This window comes from Caulobacter sp. Root487D2Y, assembly GCF_001427165.1.
In the GTDB taxonomy this organism is placed as follows: Bacteria; Pseudomonadota; Alphaproteobacteria; order Caulobacterales; family Caulobacteraceae; genus Caulobacter.
On the sequence record NZ_LMFD01000001.1, the window covers coordinates 888,156 to 909,028 of the forward strand.

A 20,873-nucleotide genomic window follows, 5' to 3' on the forward strand; every position below is an offset into this window, starting at 1 on the left:
CCGCCGGGCGAGACGCCCCCCATTGGGGTCCCCGGCGGTCCCGATGAATGCGGCCCGGCCATCAGCTTGCGTCCATTTTATTTGACCTTCCGCGGCTCGGAGCGTCTAAGAACCGGGTTCCAAATAAGGAGGTCTTGGACCGATGTCTCTCGTTCCCTTTGACGATCGCGATGGTTGGATCTGGCTGGACGGCCAGTTCGTCGCCTGGCGGGACGCGAAGGTGCACGTATTGACCCATGGCCTTCACTACGCCTCATCGGTGTTCGAGGGCGAGCGGATGTATGGCGGCGAGATCTTCAAGCTGACCGAGCATACCGAGCGCCTGTTCAAATCGGCCGAAATCCTCGATTTCAAGATCCCCTTCACGGTGGAGCAGATCGATGAGGCGTGCAAGCAGACCGCGGCCAAGAACGGCCTGACTGACTGCTATGTCCGGCCCATCGCCTGGCGCGGCAGCGAGATGATCGGCGTTTCGGCGCAGCAGACCAAGATCCACGTGGCCATCGCCGTGTGGGAATGGCCCAGCTATTTCGACCCGGCGACCAAGGCCAAGGGCATCCGCCTGACCTGGGCCAAGTACGACCGTCCCGCGCCGAACACGATCCCGACCGCCGCCAAGGCCGCCGGGCTCTACATGATCTGCACCATCTCCAAGCACGCCGCGGAGAAGGAAGGTTTCGCCGACGCGATGATGGTCGACTATCGCGGCTATGTCGCCGAGGCGACCGGCGCCAACGTGTTCTTCGTCAAGGACGGCGTGCTGCACACCCCGACCCCGGACTGCTTCCTGAACGGCATCACCCGCCAGACGGTGATCCAGATCGCCAAGTCGCGCGGGATCCAGGTGGTCGAGCGCCACATCGAGAAGCACGAGCTGGCCGACTTCACCGAGTGCTTCATCGTCGGCACCGCCGCCGAGGTCACCCCGGTGTCGGAGATCGGCGAGTTCAAGTTCACCCCGGCGGCCCTGTCGCTGTCGCTGATGGACGAGTATGCGCGCCTGGTGCGGCGGGAGCTGGTGCCGGCGTAAGGCTGGCGGCTTTGGCTGAATGAAATGATCCCGGAGCGGCTTGGCTGCTCCGGGATTTTTTGTGTTTCGGCGGATAACGCTTGCCCCCTACGGGCCGCTTCGCGGCCGTCTTCCCCCACAGGGGGAAGAGGAGCGAGAGCGCGGCCTCCGCCCCCCATGGGGGCGGACAGACGGCGAAGCCGTCAGGTGGGGGCAAGTGGGTGAGCCTACCCCGCCACCTTCGCCTCAAGCTCCGCCAGCCGCGCCCGCGTCGAGGCCAGGTCCGCCCCGAACCGGGCCGGATCGGCCGCCGCCAGCCGGGCCGCCACGTCGTAGCTCTCGCGGTACAGGTCCAGGGCCCGCATCCGATGTCCCCGGTCCTCGCGCAGGTCGGCCAGGCGTTCCAGCGACACCGACAGAGCCCGGCGGGCGTTGGGGTCGGCGGCTTCGCGGCCGCCGTGCGAGCGGCGCAGGGCCAAGGCCTCCTCGAAGGCCGACAGGGCGTCGTTCAGGCGGCCCTCCATCTCGGCCACATCGCCGACGCCCGACAGGGCGCTGGCCAGAAGTTCGTCGGCGGCGAAATCGTCAGGCTGGGCGGCGCGGACGGCGCGGGCGTAGCTGACGGCTTCGTCATAGGCCTCGGCGGCCTCGTCCAGCCGGCCCTGGCCGCGCGCGAAGTCGCCCAGGTCGCGGCGCGACAGGGCCTTCTCCCGATCATCGCCGGCCAGGCGCAGCAGGCGGTTCAGCGTCTGGGCGGCCTGGGACCAGGCCTCCTGGCGGCTTAACGCCACAAGGCGGGCGCGGAGGTCCTCGAAGGTTTCGATGGGCGGAGCGGGCGCCGCGGACGGGATGATGGGCGCGACGATGGGCGTGGCGGCGATGGGATCCGCGAGAATGGGCGCGACGACGGGCGTCGGCTCGGGCGCGGCCTCGACGGCCATGACCGGCGCGGCGGCCAGGGACGGCTCCAGGTCGACCGGCGCCGGCTTGCGCCGCGACTTGCGCTTGGGGCGCGGGGTCAGGGCGGCGACGAGCAACACGGCCCCCGTGATCGCCGCCGCCCAGCCCACGAACGGGCGGTGTGGCTCGAAAGGCCCGAGATCGAGGTTCTGCGCCCAGTCCCCCAGGACGCCCAGACCCGCGATGACGTACCCCGATGTCGCCAGGATCATCCCGAGGATGATCCCTACGAGTCGAGCCATCATGTCACCCCCTTCATGACCGCGTTCGTAAGGAGCGGAAGGTCAGCCCAGCGCCGCCCCCGCGTCGAGGCGTCTCAACCGCCAGGGGAAGGCCCGGCGTGAAGCGACGCGTTTACGGGCGCCACGCGACGTGGGCGCCTTGGAAACGGCCACGCTTAGCGGAACTGGGCGTCAGATCAACCAGGTGGTCGGCCGCGGATAGGCCTCGCCCTTCAGCAGATAGACCAGGCCCATGATGCAGCGGACCGCGAAGAAGACGCCGATCGCCCCCATGATCGCGCCGCCGACCATCAGCATCGGGATGCCGATCAGCAGCACCGCCAGGATCAGGCCGAAGAAGAACATGGCCGCGCCGATCAGGAACCACCCGATCGACATCCAGAAGGTGCGGATGGCGAAGGTGTAGTGGCTGGCGTTGATCGGCCCGGCCGTCTCGCGATTGACGTAGGCGACGATCAGCCCGACCAGGAAGGTCAGGCCGTTGGTGAAGCCCAGCAGGTACAGGGCGTAGACCACGATCGGCAGGATCTTGTCTTCCTCGACCCGGCCCGAAGGCGGGGCGGGGGCGGTTTGGGCGGCGTCGCTCATCAGATCATCCAGTTGCGGGGCGTGGGATAGGGCTGAACCTTCAACAGCCAGGACAGGCCGAGGACGCATCGCACCGCGGTCCAGACCCAGACCGCCGGCAGGATCACGAAGCCTATCCCCACCGGGGTCAGCACCAGGCCGATCAAGCCGAACAGCAGCGACAGCCAGAACGTGCGGATCTGGAAGACGTAGTGGCTCCGCAGCCATTCGGGCGCGGCGTCCTTGCTGACATAGGCCAGGATCACGCCGACAAAGCCCGTCAGGCCGGCCGAGATCAGTCCGGCCAGATACAGGGCGTAGACCACCAGCGGCATGGTCTTGTCGTCCTGCAGGGCGGGCGGGACGGCGGGATCGGCGGCGGGATCGGTCTGGCTCATGGAACGATGGTCGTCAATTCCGGCCCGCAACGCAAATGAAGGTGCTGTAAGGCGGGCAAAACGTTCGTCATCCTCGGACTTGTTCCGAGGACGACGGGCAGTGGGGAACGGTTGAGGAGCGCTACCCGCTGGGCAGCAGGTCGTCCGGCAGCGCGTGCGGGTCCAGGCCCTGGCCGCGCCCCAGCCAGGGCAGGGCGGCGGCCAGCAGGATCAGCAGGAAGGCCATGCGCGCGGCGATGGCGATGGCGACACCGCCCATGCCGGGACTGAAGGCGAACAGCAGCATCACCACCGTGCCGAAGCCCAGCAGCCCCATCACCCAGGTCAGGCTCTCGCGCGGGGCCATGACCCCGGCCAGTTCGAAACGGGCTCGCGGGGCCAGGTCGGCGGCCACCGCCGCCACGGCGCGGGCGAACAGCGAGAAACCGGCCAGCCGGTCGTCGAACCGGCCGGGGCCGAGGTAGCTCTGGGCGGTCAGGATCGCCTTGCGGCGGCCGAACACCAGGGTCAGCACCCGGCGACGCCCGCCCTCGCGCGGCTTGGCCAGGCGGAAGGCGGTCAGGCCGGAAAGCGCGAAGCGCTGCTCGCGGGGGCCGCGGCGTTCGACCAGCTCCGCGCCCTCCAGGGTCCAGACCGTCTCGGGCTGGAACGGAGAAAGACGGGCGCTGTGGCCCAACCCGCTTTTTGGCGGCGCGCTCACCCCCGGACGGCGGTGATTTCCACCCCGGCCGCGGCGGCGTGGGGGGCGAGGGCCAGGGGCTTTTCGACCCGCACCCGGGCGCGGGTCACGCGGCTGTCGGCGAAGCTGGCCTGGGCCAGGCGTTCAGCGAAGGTCTCGACAAGGTCGATATGGCCCTCGGCGGCGATGGCCTGGGCGGCCTGCAGGATGGTCTCGTAATTGACGGTGTCGCCCAGCGCTTCGCAGTGGCTGGCGGCGACATCGAGCTCGACATCGATGACCAGGGGCTGCTGGCGGCCGTGCTCGTGGTCATAGACCCCGATCCAGGCGTCGACCTTCAGGCCGCGCACGAACACCTTGGTGACGATCACCCGGGCCGAAGTTGGCTGGGGCGCTTCGTTCGGGGCTTTGAGGGGGTGAGCGGCCAAGGCGAGACTCTCAGGAACCGATGATGTCCGGCGTCCGCCAGCCCAGATGCTGACCCGCGTCGACCGCGATCATCTGGCCCGTGACCGCCGTGGCGTCAATGAGGTAGCGCAGCGCGGCCGTCAGGTCGTCCAGCGAAACGGGGCGGGCCAGGGGGGTGCCGGCCGCCTCGCGCTCGAACTCGCCGGGGGCCTGGTGGACCGAGGCCAGGGCCGGGCCGGGGGCGATGGCGTTGACGCGGATGCGCGGCGCCAGGTCCTGGGCCATCGTCCGGGTCGCCCACCAGAGGCCGGCCTTCGCCAGGCTGTAGCTGAAGAACTGGGGATTGGGCCGCAGCACGCGCTGGTCGACGATGTTGACGATCTGGCCGTCTCGGCCCTCCGGCAGGGCGGCGGCGAAGGTCTGGGCCAATACGATCGGAGCCCGCAGGTTGGCGTCCAGATGGGCGTCCCAGCTGGCGCGGCTGGCGGTGGCCAGACGGTCGTCCTCGAAGGTCGAGGCGCTGTTGATCAGCAGGGCGACGGGGCCCAGGGCCTGGGCGGCACGGCCGACCAGGGCGGCGGTCTGGGCCTCGTCCGTCAGTTCGGCGTCGAGGATGACGGCCCGGCGGCCCAGGGCCGAGATCTCGTCGGCGACGGCCTGGGCCTCGTCTTGAGCCGTGCGGTAGTGGACGGCGACGTCGAACCCGGCCCGCCCGGCCTCCAGGGCCAGGGCGCGACCGATCCGGCGGCCGGCGCCGGTGACCAGGGCCGCGCCGCGCGTGTCCATGATCTTAGTCGAAACGGCCGAACTCGAACTTGTTGAGGGCCAGGATGACCACCAGGAAGATGGCGATGATGCCGATCGCGATCATGGGCGCGGGTCCGTTGTCTGACTGAAAGGTGATGCGGGCTTTAGCGGGGGCGGACGCTGATCGCAAGGCTGACGGCCACCAAAGCTTGTCATCCCGGACAAGCGCGCAGCGCGCCGATCCGGGACCGATGCCTGAGCGCCGCGCTTGCGGCGGTCCCGGATCTTCACCCCGGCTTCGCCGGGGCTCGTCCGGGATGACAGCCGAGGGGGCGAACCCTAAGCTCGACCCCATGCTCTGGCGTCGCCGTGTCGAACCGTTCACCCGCCCCCTGGTCTATGCGTGGTTCCGCTTCAGGCGCGGCCTGACGCTGGGCGTGCGGGGCGTGGTCACCGACGAGGAAGGCCGGGTGCTGCTGATCGAGCACACCTATGTCCACGGCTGGCACCTGCCCGGCGGCGGTGTCGAGCGCGGCGAGACGGCCGAGACCGCCGTGATCCGCGAACTCCAGGAAGAAGCGGGGATCCGGGTGACCGGACCCATGACCCTGGTCTCGGCCCACAGCAACGAACGCCATCACCCCGGCGACCACGTGCTGGTCTACCGCGTCCACGCCTGGGAGCCCTGCGCTTCGAGCGCGCAAGGCGAGATCCACCGGGTCGGCTGGTTCGCCCTGGACGCCCTGCCCGACGACGTGACGCCGGGCAATCGGCGGCGGATCGCCGAGGTCTTCCACGCCGTCGACCGCGATCCCCAATGGTGAGATGAGAGATGACTCGACGATCAGGCCTTCCCCAGTGATCAACGATCATTAAAATGGATGTTTGAATGAGGGCCGCCGTCCGCCGGACGTGAACGGCCCCAGCCCGGAGGAGCACGGCATGCGCGACTACCTGAAGTTCTACATCGACGGTCAGTGGGTCCAGCCCAAGGGCTCCAAGACCGTGGACGTGATCAATCCGGCCACCGAACAGGTCGCCGGCCGGGTGACCCTGGGCACGGCCGAGGATGTGGACCTGGCGGTCCGCGCGGCCCGCAAGGCCTTCCCCAGCTACTCCCAGACCAGCCGCGAGGAGCGCGTCGACCTGCTCGAGCGGATCATCGCCGAGTACCAGAAGCGCTTCGAGGACATGGCCAAGGCCATCACCGAGGAGATGGGCGCCCCGTCGTGGCTGGCCCAGCGCGCCCAGGCGGCCATGGGCATCGCCCACGTCCAGACCGCGCTCCAAGTTCTCAAGGACTACAAGTTCGAGGAAGACCGCGGCACGACGCGCCTGGTCAAGGAGCCGATCGGCGTCTGCGCCTTCATCACCCCGTGGAACTGGCCGGTCAACCAGATCGCCTGCAAGGTCGCCCCGGCCCTGGCCGTCGGCTGCACCATGGTGCTCAAGCCCTCGGAAGTGGCGCCGTTCTCGGCCTGGATCTGGACCGAGATCCTGGCGGCCGCCGGCGTGCCGGCCGGGGTGTTCAACCTGGTCAACGGCGACGGCCCGACGGTGGGCGCGGCGCTGAGCTCGCACCCGGAAGTCGACATGGTGTCGTTCACCGGCTCGACCCGGGCCGGCATCGAGGTGGCCAAGAACGCCGCCCCGACCGTCAAGCGCGTGCACCAGGAGCTGGGCGGCAAGAGCCCCAACATCATCCTCGACGACGCCGACTTCCAGAAGGCGGTCGGCGGCGGCGTGGCCTCGGTGATGATGAACTCGGGCCAGTCCTGCAACGCCCCCACGCGCATGCTGGTGCCTCAGAAGCGCATGGACGAGGTGATCGCCATCGCCAAGGCCGCCGCCGAGGCTCACACGGTCGGCGACCCGAACGGCAATTCCAAGCTGGGCCCGGTGGTCTCCGAGGTGCAGTGGAACAAGATCCAGGGTCTGATCCAGAAGGGCGTCGACGAGGGCGCGACCCTGGTCGCGGGCGGCCCCGGCAAGCCGGAGGGCCTGGAGACCGGCTACTATGTCAAGCCGACGGTGTTCGCCAACGTCACCCCGGCCATGACCATCGCCAAGGAAGAGATCTTCGGCCCGGTTCTGGCCATCCTCGGCTATGACGGCGTCGACCAGGCGGTGGCGATCGGCAACGACACCGAATACGGCCTGGCCGCCTATGTCTCCGGCAACAACGAGGCCGAGGTGCGGGCCGTGGCGTCCAAGCTGCGGGCCGGACAGGTGATCCTCAACGGCGCCGGCCCCGACCTGATGGCCCCGTTCGGCGGCTACAAGATGAGCGGCAACGGCCGCGAATGGGGCGACCACGCGTTCGGCGAGTTCCTGGAGACCAAGGCCGTGCTGGGCTACGGAGCCAAGGCGGCGGCGGAGTGATCTGATCCTTCTCCCCTTGTGGGAGAAGGTGTCAGTCGAAGACTGACGGATGAGGGGTCGCACCGGCGGAAGCCGTGCGGCCCCTTCTTCGTCTGGCGTTTGAGAGACCCCTCATCCAACCTCCTTCGGAGGCCACCTTCTTCCGCAAGGGGAGAAGGGTCCTTCTAAAGCGCGTCGATCTGCTTCTGCAGGCGCTTGGCCCCGAGCTGGTTCAGCCACCAGACCCCGCCGAACACCAGGACGACGAAGGCGCTGGCCAGCAGGATGCCCAGGTGGTCCATGGCCAGCGACCGGCCCTCCACGTGCGACTGGAACCAGCGGCCCATCATCAGCAGCACCATGCCCGGCGCGAACGGCGCCATGTACCACCGGCCCACCGAGCGCAGGGCGTCGCGCTGGCGGATCAGCGTCTGGCGATGGAAGTCGCGCAGGGCCTCGCCGGCCTCCGGGATCGCCCCCATCCCGGTGCGCCGGTGCATCTGCCAGCCCACGAAGATCGTGGCCGCGATGATCAGCGCCGCGCCGGCCTGCATCATCCAGCTTTCGCGATGCAGCAGGACAGGCGCGAAGAACAGGATCACCACGACCGACGCGGCGTATTCCCGGACATTGCGCCAGAGAACCTTGCTTTTCAGGGTCCGCGCCTTCTGGTGGATTTCCGCGAGCGACATAGGTTCGTGCTCCTGAGCTTGGCTCTGCCACAGAGCCTGGGGATCAAAGGGGTCGAGGTCGGAGGGATCACCGCTCATCGGGATCTCCCTGGTTGAAGCGATTGGCCTGGTTGATGCGGCTGGCCAGAACGGCCTTGAGCCGGTGCAGCTTGGTGGCGACCGCGCCGGGCGACAGGCCGCAGACCTCGGCGACGGCCTTGGCCTCCAGGCCCTCGAGATAGAGCATCACGATCTGCCGGTCCGGCGGGACCAGGGCCCGGATCAGCGCCGTCAGCCGGGCCAGGGCGTGGCTGTCGGCGGCCCGCGCCTCGGGATCAGGCTGGGTCGGATCGCCCCGGACGGCCAGTTCGTCGAGGGTCAGCAGCTTGTCGGGCCGAGACCGCCGCCGCTTCTGGCCGTGCGAGATCGCCACGTTGTGGGCCACGCGATAGACCCAGGTCCGCTCCGAACAGCGCCCGTCATAGCGCGCGAAGCTGCGCCAGACGGCCAGGTGGATGTCCTGCAGCAGGTCCCGGCGCTGGTCCGCGTCGGCCTCGTAGGCCCGCGCCAGCCGCTCCAGCGCCGCGCCGAGGCTGGCCGCCGCGCGGGCGTAACGCTCGTCCTGAAGCGTCCGCGATGGGGGTTGGTTGGCGCCGTCCATATCCAGGTAGTCTCGGGCGGCGGACGGATCTTACAAGCCCGGCGTGGGGACAGGCGCATGCCGCCTGTCCCCGTTCCGTGATCGCTTTACGCTTGGGCACGCTTTACGCGGGCGTCAGGCCGCGTACGCTCTCGGTAAACAACGATAACCGACCGGGAGAGAGCGATATGGACGGCGTCGACAGTCTGGCGGCCGCGCGCGATCCGAGCACCGCGCCCTTCAAGCCCCTGCCGATGAAAGGCGCCGACATCAGCGTCGACCGCCGCGCCGACGGCAGCATCGTCATCACCTCCAACCATGCGCCCGGCGAGGGGCCGCGGACGATCAGCCACCTGCTGGCCGAAAAGGCCGCCGCCCATCCCGACCGGCCCTATCTGCGCCAGCGCGAGCCGGGCCACGGACCCTGGCGCGGCGTCACCTACGCCGAAGCCCTGCGGGCGGTCGAGGGCGTCAGCCAGTGGCTGCTGGACCGGGGCCTGACCGCCGACGACAGCGTGATGATCCTGTCGGGCAACTCGATCGAGCACGCCCTGATGACCTTGGGAGCCTACGGCGCCGGCGCGCCCGCCGCCCCGGTCAGCCCGGCCTACAGTCTGATGTCGGCCGACCACGGCAAGCTCAAGCACTGCTTCGACAAGGTCGCGCCCAAGGTGGTGTTCGCGCAGTCCGGGGTGATGTTCGAGAAAGCCATCGCCACGCTGCGCGCGCTCAAGCCGGATCTGCTGCTGGTCACCGCCGACGGAACCGGCGAGGGCGCGATCGCCTTCGACACGGTGGCCGCCACCGTGCCCCGCGACGTCGCCGCCAAGCGCGAAAGCCTGACGCCGGCCACCGTCGCCAAGTACCTGTTCACCTCCGGCTCGACCGGCATGCCCAAGGGCGTGCCCCAAACCCACGCCATGATGGCGGGCGTCATCGCCGGCCAGGAAGGACTGCGCACCGACGAGCCCTCGGACGATGTGCCCAACAGCCTGGAATGGATGCCCTGGAGCCATATCTCGGCCGGCAACATCGGCTTCAACGGCGTGCTCTGGTCGGGGGGCACCCTGTGGATCGACGAGGGCAAGCCGCTGCCGGGCATGTTCGAGACCACGATCAAGAACCTCTACGAGGTCTCGCCCGTGGTGTTCGGCTCGGCGCCGATCGCCTTTTCGATGCTGGCCGGGGCGATGGAGGGCGACCCGGTGCTGCGCAAGGCGTTCTTCAAGAACCTGAAATACATGGGCTATGGCGGCGCCACCCTGTCGGACGACGTCTATACCCGCATGCAGGCCCTGGCCGTGGCCGAGACCGGCCATCGCGTGCCGCTGACCACCATGTACGGCGCGACCGAGACCCAGGGCGTCACCGTGGTCCACTGGCTGACCGAGCGGGTCGGGCTGGTCGGCCTGCCGCTGCCGGGCATCGCCCTGAAGCTGGCCCCGGCCGGCGCCAAGTACGAGGTGCGGGTCAAGGGGCCGACGGTGGCCAGCGGCTACCATAAGGATCCGGAGAGGACCGCGGCGGCCTTCGACGAGGAGGGCTTCTACAAGCTGGGCGACGCGGCGCGGTTCGTCGATCCCGAGGATCCGTCCAAGGGCCTGGTGTTCGACGGCCGGGTGACCGAGGACTTCAAGCTGGACAGCGGCACCTGGGTCAGCGTCGGGGTGCTGCGCCCCGACCTGGTGGCCGCCTGCAGCCCCTACATCCACGACGCGGTGATCGCCGGCCAGGACAAGCCGTTCGCCGCCGCCATGGTCTGGCCCTCGCCCGCCGGCCTGGCCGCCCTGGTCGCCGACGAGGGACCGGGCACGCCGCTCGAGAAGCTGACCGCGATCCTGCGCGAGCGGATCGGGGCGTTCAACGCCGCCGCCGGTGGCTCGTCGCGGCGCGTGGCTCGCGTGGCCATCCTGACCGAACCGCCGTCCATCGACGCCGGCGAGATCACCGACAAGGGCTATGTGAACCAGCGCGCGACGCTGGAGCGGCGGGCGGCGGTGGTCGAGGGGCTGTACGCGAAGGAGCCGGGGGAAGGCGTGATCGTGATCTAGCCTTCCGCCCTAACCACCGCTCATCCCGGCGAATGCCGGGATCCAGATCCCAAAGCTGGGTGGCTGATGGGATGAGCTCAGAGTTCGTGGAGCCCACCACACCGCCATTCCATCTGGGTCCCGGCATTCGCCGGGATGAGCGGATTTATTATTGGGTCTCGCTGTCCGTAAACGCCGGCCAGCTCAGCGCGCCGCGATCCAGCACGATGGTCTTGTCCGAATAGCCGCTGGCCATCAGGCCCGCCGGCTTGGCCGGGATCGTCGAGACGCCGCGCGGCCAGCCGTCGCGGATCTCGATCACCGCCACCTCGACCTTGCCGGCCGGTCGGGCGGTGAAGCTCAGCGTGACGCCGTTGGGATCGGGGGCGTGGTAGGACAGGCTGGTCCATTCGCCGGCCTGGGTCGGCAGGGCGATCGGGCGGCCGTTCAGGCGCGGTTCGTCAAGGTCTATGCTGGACCGCAGGCGCAAGGTCAGGACCTCGGCCCCCGCCGTCGGCACGGCGCGGACCAGCAGGCGGTCGCCGGCCCGGTCGATCGACAGCACCGGCCGCTCGACCGGCAGCACGGCGGTCGGGGCCATCCACACCGGTTCGCGGAACAGCGGCGGATAGGCCTGGCGCACCGGCTTGGCGTCATTGTCCGACAGCACCACCGTCGACCAGGGGTCCAGGCGCGGCGCGGGCGAGACCCGCCAGGCCGTGCCGGTCGACAGATCCGCCAGGTGGCTGGCCTCGGCCGGGCGCGGCCGGGTCGGGCCGCCGTCGCCCAGGCCCGCATAGGCCAGCAGCCCGATTCCCGCCGCCACGGCGACGCCGGCGAAGGCCGGGGCCCAGCGATAGGCGGCGAAGTCGAAGGCCAGGGGCAAGAGGGCCGGGGCGGCCAGGATGGCGAACGCCGCCAGCACCGCCGGCTCGGTCAGGCCCACCCCGGCGAAGGTCCAGGCCCCCCAGGCGCCCAGCTGGGCGACCACGGCGACGGCCACGACGCAGACGACCAGGGTCAGGGCCCAGGCCACCCGGCGGTCGCGGGTTCCGCCCACAGCCATGACCAGGGCGGCCACCAGGCTGGCGGCCAGCAGCGGCCAGGCCAGCATCACCGAGCCGCCGGGCGCCAGGACCTGGACCGTGACCGCCAGGGCCAGCACCACCAGCAGCGCGCCCAGCCAGGCGCCGAACACGCCCACGCCCTTGCCCAGGCTCAGCCAGGCCAGGACCACGACAGCGACGCCCAGGCCCAGTCCGACCTGATCGAAGCCGCCGACCAGGCTGCAGGCGCCGCCGGCGAGGAGGGCGGCCACGCTGATCCAGATCCGGCCCCAGATCCCGGCCAGGCCCCGCGCCTGCAGGGTCAGCACGGTCAGGCACATCCCGATCAGCAGGATCCCCGCGCCCGCCAGCAGGGCGTTGAACTGGCCCAGCACCGCGTAGTAGCGCTGCATGTCGGCGATGCCGATCAGCCGGCCGGCCAGGTGCAGGGCCAGGACCGCGCCGGCGGCCAGCAGCAGAAAGCCGGCGATCCCGCGCAGGATCTCGACGGCGGTCACGGCCTTGCCGCGCAGGGCGCGATAACCGGTGAAGACGATCAGCAGCCCGGCCACCGCCAGGATCGCCCAGCCGACATTGACCGGATAGGCCACCAGGCCCCGGGCCAGGACGTCGGAATAGATCAGGTCCGGCGACTTGGCCGGCAGGGTCGCGGCCATGGCCAGGGCCCGGACGGCGGACAAGGCCTGGTCGCCCAGGTTCTGCAGGCTGCCCTGGTTCAGGTGCTCGGGCGTGGCCAGCGGCGTGTGATAGGCCAGCTGGTCGTCGATGAAGGCGAAGTTCAGCCCCGGCAGGCCCTTGCGCAGGGCGTGGCTGAAGTCGGTGTCGTTGGGCATGCGCCGGTAGACGGCCGCGGCCAGCGAGTTGGCGGTCGGCTGGCGGGCGCTCGCGGCATAGAGGCGGATCAGTTCGCCGCTGTCGGCGCCGGTCTGGAACATGGCCGCGCGGCCAGCGTCGCCCCGGGCCTCCATGTTGACCACCACCCCGACGTGGTCGCGCAGCGGATCTCGGGCGAAGAACGCCTCGGCCCCCAGCAGGCCCGGCTCCTCGCCGTCGGTGAACAGGAAGATCACGTCGCGGGCCGGGGTCGGGCCGGCCTTCAGGGCGCGGGCGATCTCCAGGGCCGCGGCGACGCCGGCCGAGTCGTCGGCCGCGCCGGGCGAGTTGGGGACGGTGTCGTAATGGCTCATCACCAGCACGGCCGGGGCGTCGCGGTAGGTCCCGGGCAGGGTGGCGACGATGTTCTGCACCGCGCCGACGGCCATCGAGCGCGGCGCCCACTTGGCCGCGTCGCGCACGCCTTCGCCGGGCCGCACCAGCACCTCCAGCCCCAGGCCGTTGACCCGGCCCAGCAGATGGTCGCGAACCCGGACGATCTCGGCCGAGCCGATCGGATGGGGCTTCTGGCCGATGGCGCGGACGTCGGCCATGGCGCGCGTGGCCGAGAACTGGTCGGCGGGGGCGTTGGCCGGCAGCGGCGGGGGCGTTCGCAGGGCCAGGTTGGCGATCGCCAGGCCCAGCAACAGGCAGACCCACACGCCGAGCAGCCGGACGGTCTTCATGATGCGCCTCCGCAACGAATCCCCCGCCGCAGGGTGGGACGGTTCGGGATTCGTTGAAAGCTTGGCCGGGAACGAATTGGGCCCAAACGAAAAGGGCGACCCGGTCGCCCGGATCGCCCTTCAGGTCTGGACGGCGACGGCGGTGAGGCCGTCGCCGATCACATGCCGGCCTAGAACTTGGCCCGCAGGGTCACGCCGTAGGTGCGCGGCGCGCCGAGGAACGCATCATAGGTGATGGTGTCCAGGGCCGGCTTGTAGACCTTGTTGGTGGCGCTCAGGCCCGACGAGCCCTGCAGGGTGCCGTTGAAGGCGACCTGCTTGTATTCCTCGTCGAGCAGGTTCTGGGCCCACAGTTCGGCCGTCCACTTGTCGTCCGCGTCGCCCAGGCTGACGCGGGCGTTCACGACGGTGTAGGCGTCCTGCATCTTCGGCGGGAACAGGTCGGAGCCGGTGTTGTATTCCGACGAGTACTTCGCGCCGATGTTGAAGCGGGCCTTCAGGGTGTCGCCGACCGGGTGCTCATAGCTGAGCGATCCCGACAGCGAGTACTTGGGGGCCAGCGACAGGTTGCTGCCCGGCAACAGGGCCAGGGCGTTGCCCGGGTCGTTGGGGATCGGCTGGTCGCCGTACTTGGTGTCGGCGTAGGTGAAGCCGCTCTGCACCGACAGGCCGTGCACCGGGGTGAACCAGATGAAGTCGGCGTCGACGCCCTGCGAGGTCACTTCCGGGATCGAGCGCACCACGAACGAGGTGCCCAGGAAGGTGTTCAGCTGGAAGTCGCTGTATTCCTGATAGAACGCCGTCAGGTTCAGCAGCACCGTGCGGTTGAACAGGGTGTTCTTCATGCCGACTTCGTAGCTGTCGACGAATTCGCCCGGGAACGAGGTGTCGTGGATCGGGATGACGCCGTTGCCGCCGCTTTGCTGGCCGTTCGACGACTGGGTGCGGTCGAGGTTGAAGCCGCCGCCCTTGTAACCGCGGGCGTACGAGGCGTAGGCGAACACCTCGGGCGAGAAGCGGTACGAGCCCTTGATGGTGCCCGACCACTCCTTGTCCTCGCGGTTCTGGGTCGTGCCGCGGCCGTTGAACAGCGGGTTGGCCCAGGGCAAGCACATGTTGCCGGCGACGGTCGACACCAGGCTGGCGCCGGTCGGGTTGCCGGGGGCGAACAGTCCGGCGGGAACGCCGCGGGCGACCAGGGCGCCGGCGATCCGGGCTTGGCCGGCGGGGGTCAGCGCCGTGCCGCAGGCCACGCCGCCGTCGGTCGTGGACTGGTAGGTGTCCAGGTCCTTCTTGTCGATGCTGTAGCGCAGGCCGACGGTCAGGTCGAAGGCGTCGGTGACATGCCAGGTGTCGTTGGTGAACAGGGCGACGGTGGTGGCGCGCTGCTTGTACTGGTCACGCAGGCCTTGGCCGCCGGTGTAGCTGGTGCCGTAGGGACGGCCCGTGGCTTGCGAGATGAAGCCCGCGCTGCCGGCCTGGTTCAGCGTGATGCCGGCCGGGGCCAACGAGTTGGCGATGCCCGACAGCAGGATCGTGCCCAGATAGGCCTCGTAGTCGTTGCCGTAGAGGAAGTTGGCCTTCGAATCCAACCGCTCGTCGGCCAGGAACGCGCCGACCAGCCAGTCGAACCGGTCGGTCTTGCCGGCCAGGCGCAGTTCCTGGGTGAAGGTCGTGAACTCGCTGTAGTTGGTGCCGTCCTTGTTGCGATAGACCAGGTCTGCCGTGGTGAAGTCGGCGTCCTGGCCGTTGTCGGTGCGCCATTGGCGGATGGCCGAGATCGAGGTCAGGGCGCCGATCGGCAGGTCGATGTTGCCTTCCAGCGAAACGCCCTTGTCCTCGACCGACGACGGCGCGCCGCGGTTCGAATAGGCGACCCGGTCGTAGGGGTTGTCGGTCGAAGCGCCCACGCCCTTGCCGCCGGCCAGGGCGTTGATGATCGCCGTGGTCGGGCCGGGACGGATCTGCACCGCGCCGCAGCAGTTTTCGTCGCGCTTGCTGTAGTCGCCGATCAGCTTGAAGCTGGACTTGTCGTCCGGGACGAACAGCAGCTGGCCGCGGACGGTGTAGAAGCCCTGGTCGGCGTCCTGGTCGCGCGTGCTGGGACCCTTGCCGGTGACCACGTCGTTATAGCCGTCACGCTCGCGGGCGGCGACGTACAAGCGGGCGGCCAGGGTCTCGCTGCCGAACAGCGGCCCGGTCACCGACCCGGCCAGGCCGTGGGCGTTGTAGTTGCCGAGCGTCGCCTCGGCCTCGGCGCCGAAGCCGAATTCCGGCTCCTTGGTGATGATGTTGATGACGCCGGCCGAGGTGTTCTTGCCGAACAGCGTGCCTTGCGGGCCCTTCAGGACCTCGATGCGCTCCATTTCGCCCAGGTCGCCGAAGCCGACGCCGTTGCGCGGGCGATAGACGCCGTCGATCACCACGCCGACCGAGCTTTCCAGGCCGGGGTTGTCGCCGACCGTGCCGACGCCGCGGATGCGGGCGGTGGTCGAGGCTTCCGACGAGGTCGAGGTCACGGTCAGGCCGGGGGTCAGGATCGTCAGATCCTTGATGTCCTTGACGCCCGTGTCGCGCAGCAGCTTGGCGCCGACCGCGGTGACCACCACCGGCACGTCCTGCAGGTTCTGCTCGCGCTTCTGGGCGGTGACGACGATGCTGTCGACGGTTTGGGTCTCGGTATCCTGGGCCTGGGCCGCGATGGGGGTCAGACCGGCGAGCACGACGGCGGACGCCGTGCCGCAAAGCACCTGAGTAAAGCGCATTTCCTACCTCGGTTCGTTTTATGACGAGAGCGCTTGCATCGCCCCCGTCTTTTGATTTGGTCCTAACCCGAACATTTGTTCGAATTGACAAGCAAGGGTTACGGCCCGGCTGGGGGCTGGGCAAGGAAAAACCTTATGGTTTAAAGGTTCGAGCAGGCCTGTTGCGCGGATGCGACAGCGTTCGGCCGCCATCCCCGACCTTCCGACGCCTCGAAAGCGTCCCGGCATGCTTGCGCCCGCGCGCCCGGCGGCTCATGTCGAGGACATGCCGATCTCCGCCGCCTACCGTCCCGACCCGGTTTTCATGCGCCTTGGGCCGGAGTTCGCCGATCCTGTCGCCCCCGCCGACTTCCCCCAGACGATCCTGCGGTTCCGCAACGATCGCGCGGCCGCCAGCGTGGGGCTGGAGGGGCTGAGCGGCGCCGATTGGCTGGAACGCTTCGCCCGCTTCAAGCCGTTGCCGGACAACCAGCCCGGGCCGCTGGCCATGCGCTATCACGGCCATCAGTTCCGCACCTACAACCCGGATCTTGGCGACGGGCGCGGCTTCCTGTTCGCCCAACTGCGGGAACGGGGCACGGATCGTCTCCTCGACCTGGCCACCAAGGGCTCGGGCCAGACGCCGTGGTCGCGGGCCGGCGACGGGCGGCTGACCCTGAAGGGCGGGGTGCGCGAAATCCTGGCCGCCGCTATGCTCGAGGCCCTGGGCGTTCCCACTTCGCGGGCCTTCTCCCTGGTCGAGACCGGCGAGGACCTGGTGCGCGGCGACGAGCCCAGCCCGACCCGCTCGGCCGTGCTGACCCGGCTGTCGCACAGCCACATCCGGTTCGGGACCTTCCAGCGTCAGGCCTTCCTGCAGCGGCCCGACAACATCGCCGTCCTGGTCGACCACGCGGTCGAGACCTATTTCCCCCAGGCGGCCGACGAGCCGGATCGGCCCAAGGTCCTGCTGGAGCAGGTGGTCGCCGCCAGCGCCCGGCTGCTGGCCCGCTGGATGGCGGCCGGCTTCGTGCACGGGGTGCTCAACACCGACAACATGGTCGTCACCGGCGAGAGCTTCGACTACGGCCCCTGGCGGTTCCTGCCCCAGAACGACCCGAACTTCACGGCCGCCTATTTCGACCATTCGGGCCTCTACAGCTTCGGCCGCCAGCCGGAGACGGTGTTCTGGAACCTGCAGCAGCTGGCGGGGTGCCTGGCCCAGGTCACCGACGACGCCGGGCTGATCGCCGCCCTCAACGGTTTTTCCGACCTCTATCGCGACGCCCTGCGCGCGGCGATGCTGGACCGCCTGGGCCTGAAGAGCCGCTCGGCCGACGAGGACCTCGCCCTGGTGCAGGCCGCGTTCGTGGCCTTGGCGTCGGGCGGCGAATCACTGCGCTGGGAGCCGTTCTTCTTCGACTGGTTCGGCGGCGAGGCTTCGCGGGCCCGCGCCTTGGCGGGTCCGCGGGCCGACCTGTACGGACAGGAAGCGTTTCTCGACTTCCGCCGCCGGCTGGCCGGGTTCGAGGCCGATCGCCCCGAGCGCCTCGAAAGCCCGGTTTTCGCCCGTTCCGAGCCCGAGGAAATGCTGATCGACGAGGTCGAGGCCCTTTGGGCGCCGATCGCGGAGGCCGACGACTGGTCGGCGCTCGAGGCTAAACTGGGGCGAATTGAAGCCGCTCGTGTCGCCTATGCGTTGGGAGACTGACATACGGGTGAGACAAATCTGCCGCACGCTGAGCTTTTCCGACGTGGGCGGGAACGAACGTCAAGCTTCAGCCTTATCTGGGTTGAAGCTCGCCCTACGAACGAAGTGGCCTGTGGAGAATTTCGCATGCGTTTCTTCCAACCCGTGATGCTGGTCTGCGCGGTCGCCATGTCGTTCATCGGCGCCCTGGGCTTGCCCGGCTGCGCCCGCGCCATCGGCGAGTGTCTCAGCGACAAGCACGAGATGGCTTGATCCAGTTCGGCTAGGTCGAACGGATGCGCTGTTTGGCGCGCCGCATTTCTCGTCACCCTCATTAAGCGCCGTCATCCCGGACCTTGTGCCCGGGACCCCTCTTGCCGCCGCAGGTGCGGGGGTGTGGCGCGCCGGCGCGCCATTTCACTTCACCGTCAGCTGAACCAGGGGTCCCGGGCACAAGGCCCGGGATGACGGTTGAAGGGGGGCGGGTCGGCCTTGTCACCCCAACCAGGGCGCGGCCGCCATCCGCTTGGCCAGGAACGCGATCAGCGCCTCCACCCGGGCCGGTCGGATCGTGCTGGGCGGGGTGACCAGGTGCAGGGCGATGGGCGGCGGGGCCCAGTCGGCCAGGACCTCTTCCAGCAGGCCCGCCTTCACGTCCGCCCAGGCCAGGAAGTCCGGCTGCATGGCCAGGCCCAGGCCGGCCAGCAGGGCGGGCCGCAGGATGTCGGCGTTGTTGACCCGCAGCGGCGAGGGCACGCTGACCGTGTATTGTCCGTGCTCGGCGTGCTGGAACCGCCAAACGTCCTTGGACCGGCCGCCCGTGTAGAACAGGCCGCGATGGGCGGTCAGGTCCTTGGGGTGGCCGGGCCGGCCGTGCCGGTCGAAATAGGCCGGCGAGCCGACCAGCATCACCCGCACCGGACACAGGCGCCGGGCCAGCAGGCTGGAATCCTCCAGGGCCGAGATCCGCAGGGCCAGGTCGAAACCCTCCTCGACGATGTCGACCAACTGGTCCGACAACGACAGCTCGACCGACACCTCCGGATAGAGGGCGAAGAAGTCCGGCAGGGCCGGGCCCAGATGGGCGATCCCGAACGACATCGGCGCGGCCGCCCGCACCAGGCCGCGCGGCGTCGCCGACTGGGCCGAGGCCTCGGCCTCCAGCGCCTCGGCCTCGTGCAGCAGGTGGGCGGCGCGGTCCAGCGAGGCGCGGCCGGCCTCGGTCAGCGACAGGCGGCGCGAGGTGCGGTGGAACAGCGTCGTTCCCAGCCGCGTCTCCAGCCGGGTGACGGCCTTGGAGACCGTGGCCTTGGACAGGTTCAGCTGCTGCGCCGCCCCGACGAACGAGCCGGTCTCGGCCACCTTGGCGAACACGGCCCAGGCCTCGAAGGCGGGGAGCTTCATAGGTGCGATTTCCGAAACGGTTTGTTTCGATCATTTCCATTTCGGCGTGCGAGGCAATACCCCATCTTCCCTCCAACAGAGACAGCCACCTGGCTCGGTCTCCCGGAGACAAGACATGATCGACGTCAGAACCTTCGACAGCCTGGGCGGCGCCAACCACGGTTGGCTGGACGCCAAGCACCACTTCTCGTTCGCCGACTATCACGATCCCAGCCGCGTCCATCACGGCGCCCTGCGGGTGTGGAACGACGACACCATCGCGGCCGGCACGGGCTTTCCGCCCCACCCGCACGCCGACATGGAAATCATCACCTATGTCCGCGAAGGCGCGATCACCCACCAGGACAACCTGGGCAACAAGGGCCGCACCGAGGCGGGCGACGTCCAGGTGATGAGCGCCGGCACCGGCATCCGCCACTCCGAGTACAACCTCGAAAGCACCGCGACCAAGATCTTCCAGATCTGGATCATCCCCAACAAGCGCGGCGAAGGTCCGGCCTGGGGCGCCAAGCCTTTCCCCAAGGGCGACCGCTCGGGCAAGTTCGTGGCCCTGGCCAGCGGCTTCGACGGCGACGCCGACGCCCTGCCGATCCGCACCGACGCCCGCGTCCTGGGCGCCACGCTGAAGGCCGGCGAGACCACCGAGTACGCGTTGGGCGCGGACCGCAAGGGCTACCTTGTGCCGTCGACCGGCAAGGTCGAGGTCAACGGCGTGACCCTGAACACCCGCGACGGCGCGGCCATCCAGGACGAGGCGGTCATCCGCGTGAAAGCGTTGGAAGACGCCGAGCTGGTGCTCGTCGACGCCGCCTAAAGGCTGATCGACATTCACGCTCCGTGCGTGGTCCTCGTCCTTCGACAAGCTCAGGATGAGGACCATTTACAGGCCTGGGCTGTTGAGAAACCTCATCCTGAGCTTGTCGAAGGACGAGGTTTCCGCCCCGGACGCTGGTGTCGGTGCGCCCCAATCTCTCTCTAAGGGGTTCGGTTTCTTCAAGCCCGAACCTTCCCCCGAAGTCCAAGATCCACCCCCATCCCCAAGGAGGCCGTCATGGCCAAGGTTCTCGTTCTCTACTACTCCGCCTACGGCCACATCGAGGCGATGGCCAACGCCGTCGCCGAGGGCGCCCGCGCCGCCGGCGCGACCGTCGACGTCAAGCGCGTGCCGGAACTGGTCCCGCAGGAGGTCGCGGTGAAGTCGCACTACAAGCTCGACCAGGCCGCCCCGGTCGCCACGATCGCCGAACTGGAAAACTACGACGCCATCATCGTCGGCACGGGCACCCGCTTTGGCCGCATGAGCTCGCAGATGGCCAACTTCCTCGACCAGGCCGGCGGCCTGTGGGCGCGCGGCGCGCTGAACGGCAAGGTGGGCGGCGCCTTCACCTCGTCGGCCACCCAGCACGGCGGCAACGAGACCACCCTGTTCTCGATCATCACCAACCTGCTGCACTTCGGCATGACGATCGTCGGCCTGCCCTACAGCCATCAGGGCCAGATGACCCTGGAGGAAATCGTCGGCGGCGCGCCCTACGGCGCCACCACCATCGCCGGCGCCGACGGCTCGCGTCAGCCCAGCGAACTAGAGCTGGCCGGCGCCCGCCACCAGGGTGAACTGGTCGCCAAGACCGCCGCCAAGCTGTTCGGCTAGGTCGATTGGGGCGAGATCCTCTCTACCGCCGGCTGGCTCCCCGCCA

General features: G+C 69.3%; 20 protein-coding genes. 8 read left to right on the top strand and 12 right to left on the bottom strand.

Annotated features, from left to right (window positions below):
• The first annotated feature begins 142 nt into the window (after positions 1-142).
• Positions 143-1,030 carry a branched-chain amino acid aminotransferase gene (locus ASD38_RS04065; protein ID WP_056457770.1) on the top strand — a complete coding sequence of 296 codons (888 nt, stop codon included), beginning with the start codon at positions 143-145 and terminating at the stop codon, positions 1,028-1,030.
• A 206-nt stretch (positions 1,031-1,236) separates the two neighbouring features.
• On the opposite strand, the gene ASD38_RS04070 is transcribed toward ASD38_RS04065, so the two are convergent.
• The 7 genes from ASD38_RS04070 to ASD38_RS23710 form a co-directional block, all read right to left on the bottom strand.
• Positions 1,237-2,214: a tetratricopeptide repeat protein gene (locus tag ASD38_RS04070; RefSeq protein WP_056457773.1), complete on the bottom strand. Its 978-nt coding sequence runs from the start codon at positions 2,212-2,214 to the stop codon at positions 1,237-1,239.
• Between the two features lie 168 nt (positions 2,215-2,382).
• The gene (locus ASD38_RS04075) at positions 2,383-2,799 is read right to left on the bottom strand and encodes a DUF4870 family protein (RefSeq protein WP_056457776.1); all 417 of its coding nucleotides are present in this window, start codon (positions 2,797-2,799) and stop codon (positions 2,383-2,385) included.
• A complete protein-coding gene (locus tag ASD38_RS04080) occupies positions 2,799-3,176 on the bottom strand; it encodes a DUF4870 family protein (RefSeq protein ID WP_056435537.1) in 378 nt (125 codons plus the stop codon). The genes ASD38_RS04075 and ASD38_RS04080 overlap by 1 nt, the downstream gene beginning before the upstream one ends.
• 121 nt (positions 3,177-3,297) lie before the next feature.
• Positions 3,298-3,852 (bottom strand): hypothetical protein, encoded by a 555-nt coding sequence (locus ASD38_RS04085; RefSeq protein WP_156390547.1) that lies wholly within the window; start codon positions 3,850-3,852, stop codon positions 3,298-3,300.
• Between the two features lie 20 nt (positions 3,853-3,872).
• Positions 3,873-4,283, bottom strand: a complete 411-nt coding sequence (gene folB, locus ASD38_RS04090) for a dihydroneopterin aldolase (protein WP_200941381.1) — start codon at positions 4,281-4,283, stop codon at positions 3,873-3,875.
• A 10-nt stretch (positions 4,284-4,293) separates the two neighbouring features.
• Complete coding sequence (locus tag ASD38_RS04095) at positions 4,294-5,049, bottom strand: SDR family oxidoreductase (protein WP_056457780.1); 756 nt, start codon at positions 5,047-5,049, stop codon at positions 4,294-4,296.
• Positions 5,050-5,053: 4 nt separating this feature from the next.
• The gene (locus tag ASD38_RS23710; RefSeq protein ID WP_156390548.1) at positions 5,054-5,200 is read right to left on the bottom strand and encodes a hypothetical protein; all 147 of its coding nucleotides are present in this window, start codon (positions 5,198-5,200) and stop codon (positions 5,054-5,056) included.
• 163 nt (positions 5,201-5,363) lie between these two features.
• Here ASD38_RS23710 and ASD38_RS04100 point away from each other — a divergent pair, with 163 nt between their 5' ends.
• Both ASD38_RS04100 and ASD38_RS04105 read left to right on the top strand, forming a co-directional pair.
• A complete protein-coding gene (locus ASD38_RS04100) occupies positions 5,364-5,834 on the top strand; it encodes an NUDIX domain-containing protein (RefSeq protein ID WP_056457783.1) in 471 nt (156 codons plus the stop codon).
• A 118-nt stretch (positions 5,835-5,952) separates the two neighbouring features.
• Positions 5,953-7,392: an aldehyde dehydrogenase family protein gene (locus tag ASD38_RS04105; RefSeq protein ID WP_056436283.1), complete on the top strand. Its 1,440-nt coding sequence runs from the start codon at positions 5,953-5,955 to the stop codon at positions 7,390-7,392.
• A gap of 164 nt (positions 7,393-7,556) precedes the next feature.
• On the opposite strand, the gene ASD38_RS04110 is transcribed toward ASD38_RS04105, so the two are convergent.
• A complete protein-coding gene (locus ASD38_RS04110; RefSeq protein WP_056435525.1) occupies positions 7,557-8,063 on the bottom strand; it encodes a hypothetical protein in 507 nt (168 codons plus the stop codon).
• A 67-nt stretch (positions 8,064-8,130) separates the two neighbouring features.
• Positions 8,131-8,703, bottom strand: a complete 573-nt coding sequence (locus ASD38_RS04115) for an RNA polymerase sigma factor (protein ID WP_056435522.1) — start codon at positions 8,701-8,703, stop codon at positions 8,131-8,133.
• Positions 8,704-8,870: 167 nt separating this feature from the next.
• Here ASD38_RS04115 and ASD38_RS04120 point away from each other — a divergent pair, with 167 nt between their 5' ends.
• Positions 8,871-10,733 (top strand): AMP-binding protein, encoded by a 1,863-nt coding sequence (locus ASD38_RS04120; protein WP_056457785.1) that lies wholly within the window; start codon positions 8,871-8,873, stop codon positions 10,731-10,733.
• A gap of 148 nt (positions 10,734-10,881) precedes the next feature.
• Here ASD38_RS04120 and ASD38_RS04125 read toward each other — a convergent pair whose 3' ends face one another.
• A complete protein-coding gene (locus ASD38_RS04125; protein ID WP_056457789.1) occupies positions 10,882-13,338 on the bottom strand; it encodes a M28 family metallopeptidase in 2,457 nt (818 codons plus the stop codon).
• A gap of 170 nt (positions 13,339-13,508) precedes the next feature.
• Entirely contained in the window at positions 13,509-16,103 is a 2,595-nt protein-coding gene (locus ASD38_RS04130) for a TonB-dependent receptor (RefSeq protein WP_056435513.1), read from the bottom strand.
• Positions 16,104-16,368: 265 nt separating this feature from the next.
• Here ASD38_RS04130 and ASD38_RS04135 point away from each other — a divergent pair, with 265 nt between their 5' ends.
• Positions 16,369-17,793, top strand: a complete 1,425-nt coding sequence (locus ASD38_RS04135; RefSeq protein ID WP_056458272.1) for a protein adenylyltransferase SelO — start codon at positions 16,369-16,371, stop codon at positions 17,791-17,793.
• A gap of 126 nt (positions 17,794-17,919) precedes the next feature.
• Positions 17,920-18,045, top strand: a complete 126-nt coding sequence (locus ASD38_RS23715) for a hypothetical protein (protein ID WP_007667460.1) — start codon at positions 17,920-17,922, stop codon at positions 18,043-18,045.
• Between the two features lie 222 nt (positions 18,046-18,267).
• Here ASD38_RS23715 and ASD38_RS04140 read toward each other — a convergent pair whose 3' ends face one another.
• On the bottom strand, positions 18,268-19,176 hold the full coding sequence (locus ASD38_RS04140) for a LysR family transcriptional regulator (protein ID WP_056457792.1): 909 nt from the start codon (positions 19,174-19,176) through the stop codon (positions 18,268-18,270).
• A 115-nt stretch (positions 19,177-19,291) separates the two neighbouring features.
• Here ASD38_RS04140 and ASD38_RS04145 point away from each other — a divergent pair, with 115 nt between their 5' ends.
• Positions 19,292-19,990, top strand: coding sequence for a pirin family protein (locus ASD38_RS04145; RefSeq protein ID WP_056457796.1), 699 nt, complete (start codon positions 19,292-19,294; stop codon positions 19,988-19,990).
• A gap of 237 nt (positions 19,991-20,227) precedes the next feature.
• A complete protein-coding gene (gene wrbA / locus ASD38_RS04150; RefSeq protein ID WP_056457799.1) occupies positions 20,228-20,827 on the top strand; it encodes an NAD(P)H:quinone oxidoreductase in 600 nt (199 codons plus the stop codon).
• Positions 20,828-20,873 lie beyond the last annotated feature (46 nt).